The following is a 15,838-nucleotide window of genomic DNA, read 5'->3' on the forward strand; positions in this document are numbered from 1 at the left end:
CGCCGGGCACGCCGCACACATGGCCGGCGCACGGGCGCCGGCCCTCAGGCCCTAACCGGCCGCCAGGACCAGCAGGCCCGTCGCGGCCACGAGGGCACACCCGAGGACGGTCCAGGCCGCCAGCCGCAGACGCAGCGCCCGGTACCTGCTCTCGTACGCCAGCCGCAGCTCCTCGGCGCGCCGGGCGGTGCGCCGCCACGAGGTGCGGGCCAGCGCCAGGTACTCCGCCTCGAACTGCCGCTCCAGGTCGTCGCGCTGGGTGTCGGTGAGCCAGCCCAGCCGGGCGGCCAGCCGGGCCGCCGCCGCACGGCCCTCCTCGCGCGCGGCGGCCAGCAGCAGATGGCCCTCGATCTCCTGGACGAGCGTCCGGCCGTGGTCGCCGCTCATCGCGCGGTCAGCTCCCGTTCCCGCTCGGTGAAGCCCGGATGGTGCAGGTCGAACGCCGGGGACTCGCTGCGGATCCGCGGCAGGGTGAGGAAGTTGTGCCGCGGCGGCGGGCAGGACGTCGCCCACTCCAGCGAACGGCCGTAGCCCCACGGGTCGTCCACACCGACCGGCTCGCCGTATTTCGCCGTCTTCCACAGGTTGTAGAAGAACGGCAGCATCGACGCTCCGAGCAGGAAGGAGAAGACGCTCGACACGGTGTTGAGCGTGGTGAGCCCCTCGACCGCCAGGTAGTCCGGGATCCGGCGCTGCATTCCGTTCACGCCCAGCCAGTGCTGGACCAGGAAGGTGCCGTGGAAGCCGGTGAACAGCGTCCAGAAGGTGATCCTGCCCAGGCGCTCGTCCAGCATCCTGCCGGTCATCTTCGGCCACCAGAAGTGAAAGCCCGCGAACATCGCGAAGACGACGGTGCCGAAGATGACGTAGTGGAAGTGGGCGACGACGAAGTAGGTGTCGGAGGTCGGGAAGTCCAGAGGCGGCGAGGCCAGCATGACACCGGTCAGCCCGCCGAATACGAACGTCACCAGAAAGCCCATGACCCAGAGCATCGGCGTCTCGAAGGAGAGGCTGCCGCGCCACATGGTGCCGATCCAGTTGAAGAACTTCACACCGGTCGGGACCGCGATCAGGAAGGTCATGAAGGAGAAGAACGGCAGCAGCACACCGCCGGTGACGTACATGTGGTGCGCCCACACCGTCACGGACAGACCGGCGATCGCGATGGTCGCCGCGACCAGGCCCATGTAGCCGAACATCGGCTTGCGGGAGAAGACCGGGATGACCTCGGAGATGATGCCGAAGAACGGCAGGGCGATGATGTACACCTCTGGATGGCCGAAGAACCAGAAGAGGTGCTGCCACAGCAGTGCGCCGCCGTTGGTCGCGTCGAAGACGTGCGCCCCGAATTTGCGGTCCGCCTCCAGGGCGAACAGCGCGGCCGCCAGGAGCGGGAAGGCCAGCAGGACCAGCACGGCGGTCAGCAGCACGTTCCACACGAAGATCGGCATGCGGAACATCGTCATGCCCGGAGCGCGCATGCAGATGATCGTGGTGATGAAGTTGACCGCGCCGAGGATGGTGCCGAAGCCGGAGAAGGCCAGACCCATGATCCACATGTCGGCGCCCAGGCCCGGGCTGCGGACCGCGTCCGACAGCGGGCTGTAGGCGAACCAGCCGAAGTCGGCCGCGCCCTGCGGGGTGAGGAAGCCGCCGACCGCGATGGTCGAGCCGAACAGGTAGAGCCAGTAGGCGAACATGTTCAGCCGCGGGAACGCCACGTCGGGCGCGCCGATCTGCAGCGGCATGATCCAGTTCGTGAAGCCGGCGAACAGCGGCGTCGCGAACATCAGCAGCATGATCGTGCCGTGCATCGTGAACGCCTGGTTGAACTGCTCGTTCGACATGATCTGCAGGCCCGGACGGGCCAGCTCGGCGCGCATCAGCAGCGCCATCACGCCGCCGATCAGGAAGAACGCGAACGCGGTGACCAGGTACAGCGTCCCGATCGTCTTGTGGTCGGTGGTCGTCAGCCACCGCACGGCCCTGATGTCTCTGATCCTCTTCACGTCCCGCCTGTGTCGGCGGCCGGCCCCTCGGTCACACTCGGACGGCGCGAGAAGGATCACGGAAGAAGGGTGTGACGATCCGGGCGGTGCCGGACACGAACCGAACATGAGCAACGACGAGATCTTCGCCGCTGCCTATCGCGAGCACTACTGGGCGGTCAGCCGCTATGTCGCGAGGCGACTGCGGGGACGGGCCGACGAGGTGGAGGAAGTGGTGGCGGAGGTGTTCACGGTCGCCTGGCGCCGCCGTGCCGACCTGCCCGCGGCGCCGCTGCCCTGGCTGTACGGGGTGGCCCGCAACTGCCTGGCGAACGCGGTACGCGGCCAGGGGCGACGGCGCCGCCTGGTGGACCGCGTCGGCAACGACGAGGCCGCGCACGCGAGGCACATAGCCGCCGGCCCCGACGCGGAGGCCCCCGGCGCCTGGGTGCACGAGGCCCTGGACCGGCTGTCCCCGGCGGATCAGGAGGTGCTGCGCCTCGCGGCGTGGGAGGAACTCGGCGCCGACGAGATCGCCGTCGCCCTCGGCTGCGGCAGCCGGGCGGCGGCCATGCGGCTGCACCGGGCCCGGACCCGGCTCAGGACCGAGATCGACCGGCTGCGGCCCCCGGTCGCGGCCGTGCCCGCCCCCGCCGACGCGACCCCCCGCGAGGACGACCGACATGGCTGACGAACTCGAACTCCTGCGCCGCGCCGACCCGGTGCCGGGCGACGGCCCCCGCTTCGCGGACGGGCCGCTGGACGGGCGGGCCGAGCAGCGGCTCCAGCGGCTGCTGGAGGAACCCGGCCCACGCCGCCGTGTCCGGCTGATCCCGGCGTTCCCCGGCCGGACCCGGCGCGCCCGGCTGGCCTGGAGCCTGGCCGCCACCGCCGCCGTCCTGGCGATCGCGGTCAACGCCGTGCTCGGCGAGCCCGGCACGTCACGGGCCGTGGCCGCGCCGCGGCCGCTGACCGTCCGCGCCGGATCCGCGCCGGTGCCGCTCGGGGACATGGCCGCCCTCGCCGACGCCGCCGCGGCGGCGGGCAGCCCGGGTCTGCGCAAGGGCACGCACGTGCAGTCCTGGAGCCTCGGCATGAGCGACGGCGAACCGCCCGTCACCCTCCCCGAGGAGCGGGTGGTGCGCTGGCGGGCGGACGCGAGCCACACCGAACTGGTGGTGGCGACGGACCCGAACCGGCCCGGCAGGCCCGTCCTCACCGACGAGGGCGACGAACCGCACCTGGTGGCGGACGGCCATGTGATCAGCCGGACCACGTACCCGCCGATGTGGAGCGACGCCCCGCCCGAGAAGGCCCCGCCGCACACCGAGGCGGGCCTGCGCGCCTACCTCACCGAGGTGGCCCGTCCCCCGACCGACCGGGACAAGGCGCCGCTGAGCACGGCCGAACTGCTCGACGCGGTCGCGGAACTGCTCGACAACTGGACCCTGGGCGCCCGTGAGTCGGCGGCCGTCGTCCGGGTGCTCGCGCGCGCCGAGGGCCTCAGGCCGGCCGGCGAGGTGACCGACCGCCTGGGCCGCCCCGGGCGCGCCTACGTGTACGAGACCAAGGGCGTCCGGCACATGCTGATCCTGCAACCGCGCACCGGTGCCGTCCTCGGCATGGAGGACACCTTCACCGAGGACGACCCCCGGTACGGCGTGCGGGCCGGGGACGTCATGGCCTACCGCGCCTGGCTGCGCTGAGCGCCTCCCGGCCGTGTGCGCGGCCCCGGTGCGGCCACCGCGACGTCCGCCCGCGCAGGGCGGCGGCCGGGCCGGCCCGTCCGCCCGCCACCGTCCGCCCACGGCGTGACCGGCGCCCCGGGACCGCCTCGCGGGCGGCGCCGTGCCCCGCCCGCGGCCCCGCTCACCGGGCCCGGCTCACCGGGGCCGGATCCCGCGGATCCGGGACGCGCGGGGCAGCGCGGGGCGGGGGTGCGGGCGCACGGCCCGCAGTAACGACCGGACCACGGCGGCGGACAGGTGCACACCCGCGGCGGACACCGGGGCGGATCGTCGCGGGCGGGCCCGCCCCAGTGCGGCCCGGGCCGAGAAGGTCCAGGCCAGCCGCGAGCTGACCTGGACCCTCGCGGTCTTCCTCCCTACTCGTCCCATGCCTGGACCATGATCTGCTCGGCGATCTTTCCGTCTTGCAGGGTGATCATCGACTCGGCGAGGACACGGGTGCCGTCCTCGTACTCGCAGGACTCGCAGTAGGCCGCGTGGTCGCCCTGGACGACGCACCGGTCCAGCTTGTGCGTCATGTCGCGGCTGTAGACGTCGTCGAGCATCGCGGCTATCTCGCCCCGGCCGCGCAGGATCTTGGGGTGGCTCGGCTGGGTGTTGCGGTCGATGATGCGGATCTGCGCGTCGTCCGCGTAGAGGGACAGCAGGTTGTTCCCGGTGTTCCCCTCTATGCCACGGCGCAGTGTCTCGGTGTCGAAGCTGGAGCCTGTCGCGGTGCCCATGGTGTGACCTCCTTCAGGCGCCCGCGGCCCGGCGGGAAAGGGGCCGCGCGGGCCCACCTCCGAGGCTCCTCCGCCCCGGCGGGGTCGGCAAGCGCAGCCGGGGTGGTCCGCCTGACGGGTGAGCGGCGTCCGGCGCCCGTGTCCGGCCGGGGCCCCGTCCCGTTGCTGAGGGCATGATCTCAACACGACGCATCGCCACCGCAGTCGGTCTCGCCGCCGGGGTCGTCGGCCTCGCCGCTCCCATGGCCGCCGCGGCCGGCACCGGCGCACCGGAGAGCGGCCGGCTCGACCCGATCACCGCGCTGGACTCGCTCGCCGACACCGGGCTCCCCGCCGAGCAGCGGGACCAGGTCCCCGCCGTCTCCGAGCAACTGGGCGGGCTGAACCGGCTCACCTCACCGGAGGGACTCGGGCAACTGGGCCGGATCACCGATCTGGTCGGGCCCACGACCGGGCTGCTGCCCCCCGTCGAAGGCTGAACCGCCCGCGGCCCGGGACCGTCTCGCCCGGCGACGGTCCCGGGCCGGAGCACCGGACCGAAAGATCCACTCCTCCCGTCGTGGCCCGTGCCGCCGCCTGCCGCCGGAGCGTAGGGTCGCACCGATAGCACTACGAGGAAGGGGCCAGGCAATGGCGCAGGAAGTACGCGGCGTGATCGCACCGGGGAAGGACGAGCCCGTACGGATCGAGACGATCGTGGTTCCGGATCCCGGGCCCGGTGAAGCCGTCGTACGCGTCCAGGCCTGCGGCGTCTGCCACACCGATCTGCACTACAAGCAGGGTGGCATTTCGGACGACTTCCCCTTCCTGCTCGGCCATGAGGCCGCCGGTGTCGTGGAGTCGGTCGGCGAGGGCGTCACGGACGTGGCCCCCGGCGACTTCGTGATCCTCAACTGGCGTGCCGTGTGCGGGAACTGCCGGGCCTGTCGGCGCGGCCGCCCCTGGTACTGCTTCAACACCCACAACGCCGCGCAGAAGATGACCCTGGCCGGCACCGGCCAGGAACTCTCCCCGGCGCTGGGCATCGGCGCCTTCGCGGAGAAGACCCTGGTCGCCGCCGGGCAGTGCACCAAGGTCGACCCGGCGGTCTCGCCGGCCGTGGCCGGCCTGCTCGGCTGCGGTGTCATGGCCGGCATCGGCGCCGCGATCAACACCGGCAACGTGAGCCGCGGCGACTCCGTCGCCGTCATCGGCTGCGGCGGCGTCGGGGACGCGGCCATCGCCGGGGCGAGGCTCGCCGGCGCGGCCAGGATCATCGGCGTCGACATCGACGACCGCAAGCTGGACAAGGCCCGCACGCTGGGCGCCACCCACACCGTCAACTCCAAGGAGAACGACGCGGTCGAGGCCATCCGCGAGCTGACCGGCGGCTTCGGCGCCGACGTCGTCATCGATGCGGTCGGCCGCCCCGAGACCTACCAGCAGGCCTTCTACGCCCGCGACCTGGCCGGCACGGTCGTCCTCGTCGGCGTGCCCACCCCGGAGATGAAGCTCGAACTGCCCCTGCTGGACGTCTTCGGCCGCGGCGGCTCCCTGAAGTCCTCCTGGTACGGCGACTGCCTGCCCTCCCGGGACTTCCCCATGCTGGTCGACCTGCACCTGCAGGGCCGGCTGCCGCTCGACGCGTTCGTGACCGAGACCATCCAGCTCGACCAGGTGGAGCAGGCCTTCGAGCGGATGCACCACGGCGACGTACTGCGCTCGGTGGTGGTGTTCTGATGACCGTGCGCATCGAACGCCTGGTGACGTCCGGCCAGTTCAGCCTCGACGGCGGTACTTGGGACGTGGAGAACAACGTGTGGATCGTCGGCGACGAGCGCGAGGTGATCGTCATCGACGCCGCCCACGACGCCGAGGCGATCGCCCGGGCCGTCGACGACCGCCGCCTGACCGCCATCGTGTGCACCCACGCCCACAACGACCACATCGACGCCGCCCCCGCGCTCGCCGAGCTGACCGGCGCCACCATCTGGCTGCACGCCGACGACCTGCCGCTGTGGCGGCTCACCCACCCGGACCGCGAGCCCGACCGGCATCTCGTCGACGGCCAGGTGATCGAGACCGCCGGCGCCGATCTGACCGTCCTGCACACCCCGGGCCACGCGCCCGGCGCGGTCTGCCTGTACGACCCCGGGCTCGGGGCCGTGTTCACCGGCGACACCCTCTTCCAGGGCGGCCCCGGCGCCACCGGGCGGTCGTTCTCCCACTTCCCGACGATCATCGACTCCATCCGGGACCGGCTGCTCACCCTGCCGCCGGAGACCAAGGTCCTCACCGGACACGGCGAGTCCACGACCATCGGGGACGAGGCGCCCCACCTCGAGGAGTGGATCAAGCGCGGGCACTGATCCCCGGCGCCGCCGAAGGGCGGTGAAAGGCGACAGGAGATGTCCGGCTTCCCCGTGAGGGTGGACGACGACAGCAGTCGTCCACGGACAAGGAGGCCGGACATGTCAGGTTCGCTGCGGGGCAGGGTCGCACTGGTGGCAGGGGCGACCCGGGGCGCGGGGCGGGGCATCGCCGTGGAACTCGGGGCGGCCGGCGCGACCGTCTACGTCACCGGGCGCAGCACCCGCGCCCGCCGCTCCGAGTACGACCGCCCCGAGACCATCGAGGACACCGCCGACCTGGTCACCGAGGCCGGCGGCCACGGCGTCGCCGTCCCCGTCGACCACCTCGACCCGGCCGCGGTGCGGGCCCTGGTGGACCGGATCGCCGGCGAGCGGGGCCGCCTGGACCTGCTGGTGAACGACATCTGGGGCGGCGAGAAGCTCTTCGAGTGGGACACCCCGGTGTGGGAGCACGACCTGGACAACGGGCTCAGGCTGCTCCGCCTCGCCGTGGAGACGCACGCGATCACCAGCCACTTCGCGCTGCCGCTGCTGCTGCGCCACCCCGGCGGCCTGGTGGTCGAGGTCACCGACGGCACCGCCGACCACAACCGTGACACCTACCGCGTCAACCTCTTCTACGACCTCGCCAAGGCCTCCGTGCTGCGCATGGCCTTCGCCCTGGGCCACGAGCTGGGCCCGCGCGGCGCCGGCGCGGTCGCGCTCACCCCCGGCTGGATGCGCTCGGAGATCATGCTGGACGCCTTCGGGGTGCGCGAGGACAACTGGCGCGACGCCCTGGACCGCGAACCGCACTTCGCGATCTCCGAGACCCCGCGCTACATCGGCCGCGCCGTCGCGGCCCTGGCCGCCGACCCCGGCGTGTCCCGCTTCAACGGGCAGTCCCTGTCCAGCGGCGGACTCGCCCGGGTGTACGGCTTCACCGACCTGGACGGCAGCCGCCCCGACGCCTGGCGGTACATGGCCGAGGTGCAGGGGCCGGGCCGGCCGGCCGACACCACCGGATACCGGTGAGCGCTGCGCCCCCGCCGCCCCGAGCGGGTACGGCCCACGGACCCCTGCCCCGTGACGGCGCCCAGTTCACCGTTTCGTCACAGCCTGGCCGGAACCACAACCCTCCGGCGCCCGAGTGGGTCTAGTAGTCAGGAACCGCGGGAATCGCGAAGGGGACCACCCGGGCAGAGCCCCGGGCGCAAGGGGACAAGGGGAAGAGGCCGACATGGGGGACATACGCAGACGCGGTGTCGTCGCACTGGGCGTCACCGGACTGGTGGCGCCGCTCACGCTCGCCTTCGGCGCGGCGCCGGCCCAGGCCGCGAGCTGCACCACACAGGCGGGCCCGTACCAGAAGCAGGTGGAGAAGTTCCTCGGCCGGCCGGTCGACGGCAAGCAGTCCACCACCGACTGCAAGGCCATCCAGGCCTTCCAGAACAAGCACGGCATCACGCCCAACATCGGCTACGCCGGTCCCGTCACCTGGGGCGTGATGGATCTCATGAACAAGCAGAAGGCCGTCGGGAACAACCCGAACAAGGCCGGCAAGTGCCCGGTGAACAAGGGCCGGATCGCCTGTGTGAACCTCACGCTCCAGCTCAGCTGGATCCAGGACGGCAGCCGGCTGGTCTACGGGCCGGTGCCGGTGCGCACCGGCCGCGACGGCTACGAGACCCGCACGGGCCTGAAGAAGATCTACTGGCGGGACATCGACCACGTCTCCGACCTCTACGACGTGCCGATGCCCTACAGCCAGTTCTTCGACGGCGGCCAGGCCTTCCACTCGGTGGGCCTGAGCATGTGGAACCCGCCCGGGTCCCACGGCTGCGTCAACATGACCACCGCCACCGCCAAGAAGTACTGGTCGCTGCTGAAGAAGGGCGACGACGTCTACGTGTACGGCCGCAAGCCGGGCACCTGAGCCTCGGGCGAGGCGGCGCTGTGATGACGGTCACGGCGCCGTCGCCGCCCGGGCCGCCGCGCCACGGCGTCCCGGGACGCCAACTGGCATGTCCCCCTGTCCCATTGACGTGATGAGTAACACTGTCCGATATGTCCGCATCGGGGGTACTTACTCACAGCGCCTTCACGCCGGGCGGCATATGCTTCACAACATGTCCACCACTGTTGCAGCCGCCTCCGAGCGATCGGCCGCGGAGGTCAACGAGGAGATCAGAGCCCTGTGGCGCCGGTCGGGCGGGACACTGACCACCGAGCAGCGCGCGGAGTACCAGCGTCTCGTACTGGAGTGGGCCCTGGCGGCCCCGCAGTCCGACCAGGCCGCCTGAACCGGGCGGCCGTCCGGCCGTACCACCAAGGACACCCGTGAGCCACGGGTGCCCTTCTCGTCGTTCGCCCCGGGCCGGCCGTCACGCTCTTGGCGGGCCCGCCCTCCGTCGCCGCCCGCTCAGCCCCAAGTCGCCGAGTAGTGCCGCTGGTACGCCCTGCGGTCCTGCTCGGAGCGGATGTACCGGGTCGCGACGAGGGCGATCAGACTGCCCGCGACGACCAGCAGGCCGGGCCCCACGGTCCGGGTGTCCGTGAGCCGTGCCAGCAGCGTTCGCCCCTCCTCGCCGCCCGTGACGGGCGCCGCGGAGCCGGGCGAGGCGGCGCTCGGCGCGGCGGCGCCCCGCGAGGCCGGGGCGGACGGCGCGGGGGAGGACGCCGCGCCCTGCCCGCCGCCGGCGTTCCCCGCCGACACCAGGAGCCGGACGTTCAGCGCGGTCAGCGCCTTGGTCACCGGCTGGAAGAACGTCGTGCCGCCCGTGGTGCAGTCGCCGCTGCCGCCCGAGGTGACGCCCAGCGCGACGCCCTCGGAGAACAACGGGCCGCCGCTGTCGCCGGGTTCGGCGCACACATCGGTCTCGATGAGCCCGGTGACGGTGCCCTCCGGGTAGTTCACGGTCGCGTTCAGGGCGGTCACCAGGCCGTCGTGCAGCCCGCTGGTGCTGCCGCTGCGGAACACCCGCTGGCCCACCGACGGATCGGCCGCCCCGGTGATCCGCACGCCCTTGCCGCCGCCCACCGCGACCACGTCCGCGCCTGGACCCGCCCGGCCCGAGTCGTACTGGACCAGCGAGAAGTCGCTGCCGGGGAAGGCGCTGTTCACCGTCCTGCCGAGCTGGCGGTCGCCCTCGTTGTCGGCGAACCAGGTCGATCCGGCGGGCCCGCAGTGACCGGCGGTCAGGATGAAGTCCCGCCGCCCGTCGGTGACGTTGAACCCCGCAGAGCAGCGGCCGCCGGTGGACAGGATCGGCTGCGCCCCGTTCAGCCGCGCGGTGAAGACGCCCTTCGTGCGCTCCATGTGCACGAAACCGCCGATGCCCGAGGCCACTCGGCTCATCCGGGACCAGTCGGCCGCCGACACGGTACGGTCGGCCCGCACCACGACCCGGTTGGTGCGGTAGTCCACCGCCCACGCGGTGCCCGCGACCCGGGGTGCCGAACTCAGCGTGCCGGTGGCCGACTTGAGCTCGTCCATACTGTGCGCCACGACCTTCGCCTCGGCCCCCGCGCCGCGTACCGTCCGAGCCGCCCGCTCGTCGGTCACCGCCACCACCGGACGGCCGTCGGCGCCGAGCCAGCTCCCCGCCGTGCGCGCCGTGCCGAGCCGGGCCACGAGCGCGGCCCCGGGACCGCCGGCCGTGCCCGCCGAGCGCAGCGGCCGGACGGACGCCGGGGGAGTCTCGCTCGCCATCGCGGCCTGCGCGGCCATCGCACCCCCCAGCAGGAGTCCGCCGACCGCCGCCAGCCGTGTCACCCGCCTCACGACCCGTCGTCGTGCGTGCCTCATGCATGGCTCCCGAACACCGGACGCGCGATGCCCGTACCGGCACCGCGGGGGTCCCGACCGGCGTCGGGCGCCCGGCGTTCAGTACGCGGCCCGGCCCGGCGGCGTTCACCGGCGGAGACGATCGGTCCCCGGTCCGGCGGACCCGTGCGCTCAGCGCTTGCGCGCCACCGCGCCGAACATGGCGACCTCCTCCGGCTCCGGCCCGGCGTCGGCGTCCGGGCGCCAGCGCGAGCAGGACACCACGCCCGGCTCCAGCAGCTCCAGACCGTCGAAGAACCGGGCCACGTCCTCGGGTGTGCGCTGGGTCAGCTTCGGAGTGCCGTGCTCGTTCCAGAACTTGACGGCCTCGTCCACGTCCGGCATCGCCGGGCTGGTGACGGTGTGCGACAGCACCAGGTGGCTGCCGGCCGGCAGCCGGTCGGTCAACTGCCGCACCAGGCCGTACGGGTCCTCGTCGTCGCCGATGAAGATGACCACGCCGAGCAGCATCAACGCCACCGGCTTGCTGAAGTCCAGTGTCCTGGAGGCGTGTTCGAGGATGGCGTCCACGTTGCGCAGATCCTCGTCCAGGTAGTCGGTGCGGCCCTCCGGCGTGCTGGTGAGCAGCGCCCGGGCGTGCGCGAGCACCAGCGGGTCGTTGTCGACGTACACGATCCGCGCCTCCGGCGCGATCCGCTGGGCGACCTCGTGCGTGTTGTCGGCGGTGGGCAGCCCGGTGCCGATGTCCAGGAACTGCCGGATGCCGACCTCGCCGACCAGGTGCCGTACCGCCCGGCCCAGGAACAGGCGGTCGGCGCGCGCGTAGTCCCCGATGCCCGGGTGGAGCCCGCGGATCTGGTCGCCGGCGGCGCGGTCGACCTCGTAGTTGTCCTTGCCGCCGAGCCAGTAGTTCCATATCCGGGCCGTGTGCGGCCGGCCCGTGTCGATGCGGGCGCGCAGCGACACGGCCACGTCGTTGGTGGCTGCCGGGTTGTCGGTCACGTGGGTCAGCTCCTGGTCGCCTGGTGGGGATGGTGCACCGGTCAAGACGCAATCTAGACGCCCGAGTTGACCGGCGCGGCGGACCCGGGAATTCCGCGGGCGCCACGCGCCCGGCCCGGCCCGCAGCGCTGCCGCACCACGCGCCCCACCTGTCCGGCCTGCCCCGTTTCCGCACGGACCGCGGGAGCCTATCTTGGGCCCCATGACCAGCATCCCGCACGGCACTGCAGGCGAACCCGACCCGCTGCGCGCCCTCGGGCTCGAGCGGCTGCGCCGTCGTACGAGCATGAAGTGGCGCACCTACCCCGAGGACGTGCTGCCGCTGTGGGTGGCCGAGATGGACGTCCCGCTCGCCGGGCCCGTCGTCCGCGCCCTCACCGACGCGCTCGCCCTCGGCGACACCGGCTACCCGGCCGGCACGGCGTACGCCGAGGCGCTGGCCCGTTTCGCCGCCGAGCGCTGGAACTGGGACGGGATCGACATCGGGCGCACCGCGATCGTCCCGGACGTGATGCTCGGCGTGGTCGAGATGCTGAAGCTGGTCACGGGACCCGGCGATCCGGTCGTCGTCAACTCGCCGGTGTACCCGCCGTTCTACCAGTTCGTCACCCATCTGGACCGCCGGGTGGTGGAGGCCCCGCTCGGCCCCGGCGGGCGCGTCGACCTCGACCTGCTGGCGCGGACCTTCCGGGAGGCGGCGGCCGGCGGCGGCCGGGCCGCCTTCCTGCTGTGCAGTCCGCACAACCCCACCGGCACGGTGCACACCGCCGCCGAGCTCGCCGCCGTCGCGGACCTCGCCGAGCGGTACGGCGTCCGGGTCGTCGCGGACGAGATCCACGCACCGCTCGTCGCCCCCGGCGTCACCTTCGTGCCGTACCTCGGCGTGCCGGGCGCCGAGCGCGGGCTGTCGCTGATGTCCGCCTCCAAGGGCTGGAACCTGGCCGGCCTCAAGGCCGCGCTCGCCCTCGCCGGACCCGGTGCCGCCGCGGACCTGGCCCGCATGCCCGAGGAGGTGAGCCACGGTCCCAGCCACCTGGGGGTGATCGCCCACACCGCCGCCCTGAGCGAGGGCGCCGGCTGGCTCGACGCCCTGCTGGCCGGGCTCGACGCCAACCGGCGGTTGCTCGCCGGCCTGCTGGCCGAGCACCTCCCGGCGATCCGCTACGACCCGGCCGAAGCCACCTACCTGGCCTGGCTCGACTGCCGGGCGCTCGGCCTCGGCGACGACCCCGCCGCCGTGTTCCTGGAGGGCGGCCGGGTCGCGCTCAGCTCCGGCCTGCCCTTCGGCACCGGCGGGGCGGGGCACGCACGCCTGAACCTTGCGACCTCGCCGGAGATCCTCACCGAGGGGGTGCGCCGGATGGCCGCGGCGGTGGCCTGAGTCCACCGTCGGCCGGCCGCGCGTGTGCCCCGGCCGGCCGCACGTGTGCCCGCACGGCACGCGTGCTCCTAGACTGCCGGACATGGACGACACACGGCCGGAGCGGCTCGCCGCCGGCAAGTACCTGCTGGTCACCAGCTACCGCAAGGACGGCACCCCGGTCGCCACCCCCGTGTGGGTGGTCGGGGACGGGGACGGCCTGGGCGTGTGGACCACCGCCGACAGTTACAAGGTCAAGCGGATCCGCCGGCGCGCCGACGTCCTGGTCGGCCCCTGCGACGTGCGCGGCCGTCCCGCCGGCGAGCAGGTCCCGGGCACCGCCGAGATCACCGACGAGGCCACCACCGCCCGGTACCGCGGGCTCATCGCCCGCAAGTACGGCATCGTCGGCCGGCTCACCCTGCTGGGCAGCCGGCTGCGGCGCGGCACGGACGGCACGGTCGGCATCCGGGTGACCCTCGCGCCCTGAGCGGCAGCCGCCCCGGCAGCGGCGGCGGCCGTGACGAGGACGGCTGTCCCTCGCGGCGTCAGCTCCAGGCGCGGTAGGGCTCGTCGACCAACTGGAACACCGGCTCACCGCGCACCGGGTCCTTGGCCGTGGACAGCCGTACCCGGTCCCCGCTGTGGATGCCGATCGGCGGTCCCATGACCCGGCCCCGGACGACGAATCCCTCGCTCATCTCGATCAGTGAAACGTTGCGCGCGGCGGGGGTGTTGCGGTGGACCACGGTGGAGTGGCGCACCGTGCCGGTGCCCTCGCTGCGCTCGGTGCGCAGCTCGCTGCCCTGGCACACCGGACACAGCAGCCGGTGGTACGTCGCGGTGCCGCACCAGGTGCAGCGCTGGAAGTGGATGGCGTCCCTGGAGTCCGCGGCGGTGGGTTCGAGCAGGCCCGTCGCGGAGCCGGCCGCCGGATGCGAGGTGCTTGCTGAGTGGTGGTACACGCTGGTCAACTCCCTGCGCTCGGCCGGAATCCCATGTGCCCGGCGTGAACCGGGCACGTCGCACGGCCGCGGTGCCACCGTGCACGCCCACAGATTATGGCACTCAGTGTCACTCGTAAAGGCACTCGGTACCCCGAACTTGTGGAGGTCCGGTGCGCCACGAGCGGGCGCGGGCGGCCGGGTCAGGCGTGGCCGGCCAGCGCCTCGAACTCCTGCACCACCCGCCACAGCGGGGTGGCCCGGCGGGCCACGAGCACGACCACGTCGTCGGGCCCCTCGTCGCCCGGCCGCGCGGCGGGGCCCACCCGCACCGGCTGGGCGAAGGCGGCCTGCACGTGTGCGAGGGCGTGGTCCACCTCGGCGCCCGCGTCGCCCCTGCCGTCCGAACGCAGCCAGGAGCGCAGGGCGTTGTTGTGCGCGGCGACCACGGCGGCCGCGACCACGTCGGCGCGCAGCGTCCCGTCGGGCCGCCCGGCGAACCGCCGGCGCAGGTACTCGGCGAGCGCGCGCTCGTAGCGCCACACCACCGACAGCTCGTAGGCGCGCAGTCCCGGAACCCGCTTGGTGAGGCGGTACCGCTGCACGGAGAAGGTCGGGTTCTCCGCGTACATCCCGAGCACCAGCCGGGCCGCGTCGCACACCCGCCGCACCGGTTCGTCGTCCTCCGCGCTCGCGGCGAGGAACGCGGTCATGTCGGCGAGGCAGCCCTCGTGGTCGGGGAAGACCACGTCCTCCTTGGACGGGAAGTAGCGGAAGAACGAGCGGCGGCCGACCCCGGCCAGCGCCACGATGTCGTCCACGGTGGTCTGTTCGTACCCGCGTTCCAGGAAGAGCCGGAAGGCCGCCGCGACCAGGGCCTCCCGCATCGGCGGCTTCGCGGCCGGCGCCGCGCTGCTGGAGCTCATGGACGCGAACGTAGCACCAGAACCAGTCATGTGACACTCAGTGCAGCAGTCAGCCCCCGATGAGGGAACTGAGTGCTGTTTCGGGCCGGTCAGGGCGGGAGTGTGAGAGGCGTAACCTTTCCGCAGCCGCCGCCGGCCCCGTTCCGTGTCACGTTCCGCCAGGAGACCGCATGCCCGCCGCCCGCCCCAGCATTCTCTACGTCACCGACCTGGCGTACCCGGCCCGCGGGCGCCGCTACTGCGACGAGGACATCCTCCTCACCTCCCGGCTGCGCGAGCGCTTCGACCTCGCCCTGTGCCACCCGCTGGACGCGGTGGCGCTCATGGAGGACTTCGACGCCGTCGTCGTCCGCAACAGCGGGCCCGTCCTCGGCTACCCGAAGGAGTACGAGGCCTTCCGCGAGCGGGCGCTCGCCACCGGGGCCCGGGTGTACAACCCGCTCACCGGCAAGGCGGACATGGCGGGCAAGCAGTACCTGCTCGACCTGAGCGAGGCCGGCTTCCCCGTCATACCGACCGTCGACCGCGCCGCGGACCTGCACCGGCTGCCCGCGGCCGAGCGCTACGTCGTCAAACCGAAGCTCGGCGCCGACTCCCTGGGCCTGCGGATCCTGCCCGCCGGCCGGCTCGACGGGCTCGCCGACGGCACGGTCCTCGTCCAGCCGTGCGTCGACTTCGCCTACGAGGTGTCCTTCTACTTCGTGGACGACGACTTCCAGTACGCCCTGTACGCCCCCGACCCGGAACGCCGCTGGGAGCTCACGCCGTACCCGGCCACCGCCGCCGACCTGGAGTTCGCCCGGCGCTTCGTGGACTGGAACGGTCTCGGCCAGGGCATCCAGCGCGTCGACGCCTGCCGCGCCCCGGACGGCGAGCTGCTGCTGGTCGAGCTGGAGGACCTCAACCCCTACCTGTCCCTGGACGCGCTGCCGGAGGAGGCCCGGGAGGCCTTCGTCGGCACGCTGACCTCGTCCCTGGTCCGGTTCGTCCGGCAGGCGCCCGTCCCGGCCTGAACGGGGCGCCCGTCCGCG

The 15,838-nt window shown here is 73.0% G+C and carries 19 protein-coding genes; 11 read left to right on the top strand and 8 right to left on the bottom strand.

All coding sequences use genetic code 11. The features are described 5' to 3' along the window. Positions 1–51: 51 nt before the first annotated feature. Both ACFQ9Z_RS32600 and ctaD read right to left on the bottom strand, forming a co-directional pair. Positions 52–387 (bottom strand): hypothetical protein, encoded by a 336-nt coding sequence (locus ACFQ9Z_RS32600; protein WP_383027794.1) that lies wholly within the window; start codon positions 385–387, stop codon positions 52–54. Further along, the gene (gene ctaD, locus ACFQ9Z_RS32605) at positions 384–2,009 is read right to left on the bottom strand and encodes a cytochrome c oxidase subunit I (protein ID WP_383027798.1); all 1,626 of its coding nucleotides are present in this window, start codon (positions 2,007–2,009) and stop codon (positions 384–386) included. Before ctaD ends, ACFQ9Z_RS32600 begins: the two co-directional genes overlap by 4 nt. A gap of 106 nt (positions 2,010–2,115) precedes the next feature. On the opposite strand from ctaD, the gene ACFQ9Z_RS32610 reads away from it, so the two are divergent. Both ACFQ9Z_RS32610 and ACFQ9Z_RS32615 read left to right on the top strand, forming a co-directional pair. Further along, positions 2,116–2,679, top strand: coding sequence for an RNA polymerase sigma factor (locus ACFQ9Z_RS32610; RefSeq protein WP_383027803.1), 564 nt, complete (start codon positions 2,116–2,118; stop codon positions 2,677–2,679). Next, positions 2,672–3,694: a CU044_5270 family protein gene (locus ACFQ9Z_RS32615; protein WP_383027806.1), complete on the top strand. Its 1,023-nt coding sequence runs from the start codon at positions 2,672–2,674 to the stop codon at positions 3,692–3,694. The genes ACFQ9Z_RS32610 and ACFQ9Z_RS32615 overlap by 8 nt, the downstream gene beginning before the upstream one ends. 177 nt (positions 3,695–3,871) lie before the next feature. Here the strand turns inward: ACFQ9Z_RS32615 and ACFQ9Z_RS32620 are convergent, their stop codons facing one another. Next, a complete protein-coding gene (locus ACFQ9Z_RS32620) occupies positions 3,872–4,105 on the bottom strand; it encodes a hypothetical protein (protein ID WP_383027809.1) in 234 nt (77 codons plus the stop codon). Continuing rightward, on the bottom strand, positions 4,093–4,458 hold the full coding sequence (locus ACFQ9Z_RS32625; RefSeq protein WP_383027814.1) for a nuclear transport factor 2 family protein: 366 nt from the start codon (positions 4,456–4,458) through the stop codon (positions 4,093–4,095). The genes ACFQ9Z_RS32620 and ACFQ9Z_RS32625 overlap by 13 nt, the downstream gene beginning before the upstream one ends. A gap of 173 nt (positions 4,459–4,631) precedes the next feature. Here ACFQ9Z_RS32625 and ACFQ9Z_RS32630 point away from each other — a divergent pair, with 173 nt between their 5' ends. The 6 genes from ACFQ9Z_RS32630 (at position 4,632) to ACFQ9Z_RS32655 (ending at position 9,091) form a co-directional block, all read left to right on the top strand. Further along, positions 4,632–4,937: a hypothetical protein gene (locus ACFQ9Z_RS32630; RefSeq protein WP_383027817.1), complete on the top strand. Its 306-nt coding sequence runs from the start codon at positions 4,632–4,634 to the stop codon at positions 4,935–4,937. 151 nt (positions 4,938–5,088) lie between these two features. Further along, positions 5,089–6,177, top strand: a complete 1,089-nt coding sequence (locus ACFQ9Z_RS32635; RefSeq protein WP_383027822.1) for an S-(hydroxymethyl)mycothiol dehydrogenase — start codon at positions 5,089–5,091, stop codon at positions 6,175–6,177. Next, positions 6,177–6,806 (top strand): MBL fold metallo-hydrolase, encoded by a 630-nt coding sequence (locus tag ACFQ9Z_RS32640; RefSeq protein WP_143633353.1) that lies wholly within the window; start codon positions 6,177–6,179, stop codon positions 6,804–6,806. Before ACFQ9Z_RS32635 ends, ACFQ9Z_RS32640 begins: the two co-directional genes overlap by 1 nt. 102 nt (positions 6,807–6,908) lie before the next feature. Then, on the top strand, positions 6,909–7,823 hold the full coding sequence (locus ACFQ9Z_RS32645) for an SDR family oxidoreductase (RefSeq protein WP_383027827.1): 915 nt from the start codon (positions 6,909–6,911) through the stop codon (positions 7,821–7,823). Positions 7,824–8,028: 205 nt separating this feature from the next. Then, positions 8,029–8,724: a L,D-transpeptidase family protein gene (locus tag ACFQ9Z_RS32650; protein ID WP_383027830.1), complete on the top strand. Its 696-nt coding sequence runs from the start codon at positions 8,029–8,031 to the stop codon at positions 8,722–8,724. Between the two features lie 181 nt (positions 8,725–8,905). Further along, positions 8,906–9,091, top strand: a complete 186-nt coding sequence (locus tag ACFQ9Z_RS32655) for a hypothetical protein (protein ID WP_143633359.1) — start codon at positions 8,906–8,908, stop codon at positions 9,089–9,091. A gap of 119 nt (positions 9,092–9,210) precedes the next feature. Here the strand turns inward: ACFQ9Z_RS32655 and ACFQ9Z_RS32660 are convergent, their stop codons facing one another. Both ACFQ9Z_RS32660 and ACFQ9Z_RS32665 read right to left on the bottom strand, forming a co-directional pair. After that, positions 9,211–10,596, bottom strand: coding sequence for a S1 family peptidase (locus ACFQ9Z_RS32660; RefSeq protein WP_383027836.1), 1,386 nt, complete (start codon positions 10,594–10,596; stop codon positions 9,211–9,213). Between the two features lie 150 nt (positions 10,597–10,746). Then, the gene (locus ACFQ9Z_RS32665) at positions 10,747–11,577 is read right to left on the bottom strand and encodes an SAM-dependent methyltransferase (RefSeq protein ID WP_383027840.1); all 831 of its coding nucleotides are present in this window, start codon (positions 11,575–11,577) and stop codon (positions 10,747–10,749) included. Positions 11,578–11,779: 202 nt separating this feature from the next. Between ACFQ9Z_RS32665 and ACFQ9Z_RS32670 the strand changes: the two genes are divergently transcribed. Together ACFQ9Z_RS32670 and ACFQ9Z_RS32675 are read left to right on the top strand one after the other, a co-directional pair. Then, positions 11,780–12,958, top strand: a complete 1,179-nt coding sequence (locus ACFQ9Z_RS32670; RefSeq protein WP_383027846.1) for a MalY/PatB family protein — start codon at positions 11,780–11,782, stop codon at positions 12,956–12,958. 82 nt (positions 12,959–13,040) lie between these two features. Next, positions 13,041–13,427, top strand: coding sequence for a PPOX class F420-dependent oxidoreductase (locus tag ACFQ9Z_RS32675; protein ID WP_383027849.1), 387 nt, complete (start codon positions 13,041–13,043; stop codon positions 13,425–13,427). 58 nt (positions 13,428–13,485) lie between these two features. Here ACFQ9Z_RS32675 and ACFQ9Z_RS32680 read toward each other — a convergent pair whose 3' ends face one another. Both ACFQ9Z_RS32680 and ACFQ9Z_RS32685 read right to left on the bottom strand, forming a co-directional pair. Then, positions 13,486–13,902, bottom strand: a complete 417-nt coding sequence (locus ACFQ9Z_RS32680) for a zinc ribbon domain-containing protein (protein ID WP_281295599.1) — start codon at positions 13,900–13,902, stop codon at positions 13,486–13,488. Positions 13,903–14,084: 182 nt separating this feature from the next. Continuing rightward, positions 14,085–14,807, bottom strand: coding sequence for a TetR family transcriptional regulator (locus ACFQ9Z_RS32685; RefSeq protein ID WP_383027855.1), 723 nt, complete (start codon positions 14,805–14,807; stop codon positions 14,085–14,087). 170 nt (positions 14,808–14,977) lie between these two features. Here ACFQ9Z_RS32685 and ACFQ9Z_RS32690 point away from each other — a divergent pair, with 170 nt between their 5' ends. Then, a complete protein-coding gene (locus tag ACFQ9Z_RS32690; RefSeq protein WP_383027857.1) occupies positions 14,978–15,820 on the top strand; it encodes a hypothetical protein in 843 nt (280 codons plus the stop codon). Positions 15,821–15,838: the final 18 nt, after the last annotated feature.

Source organism: Streptomyces sp. NPDC056580 (genome assembly GCF_042793175.1).
Classification (GTDB): domain Bacteria; phylum Actinomycetota; class Actinomycetes; order Streptomycetales; family Streptomycetaceae; genus Streptomyces.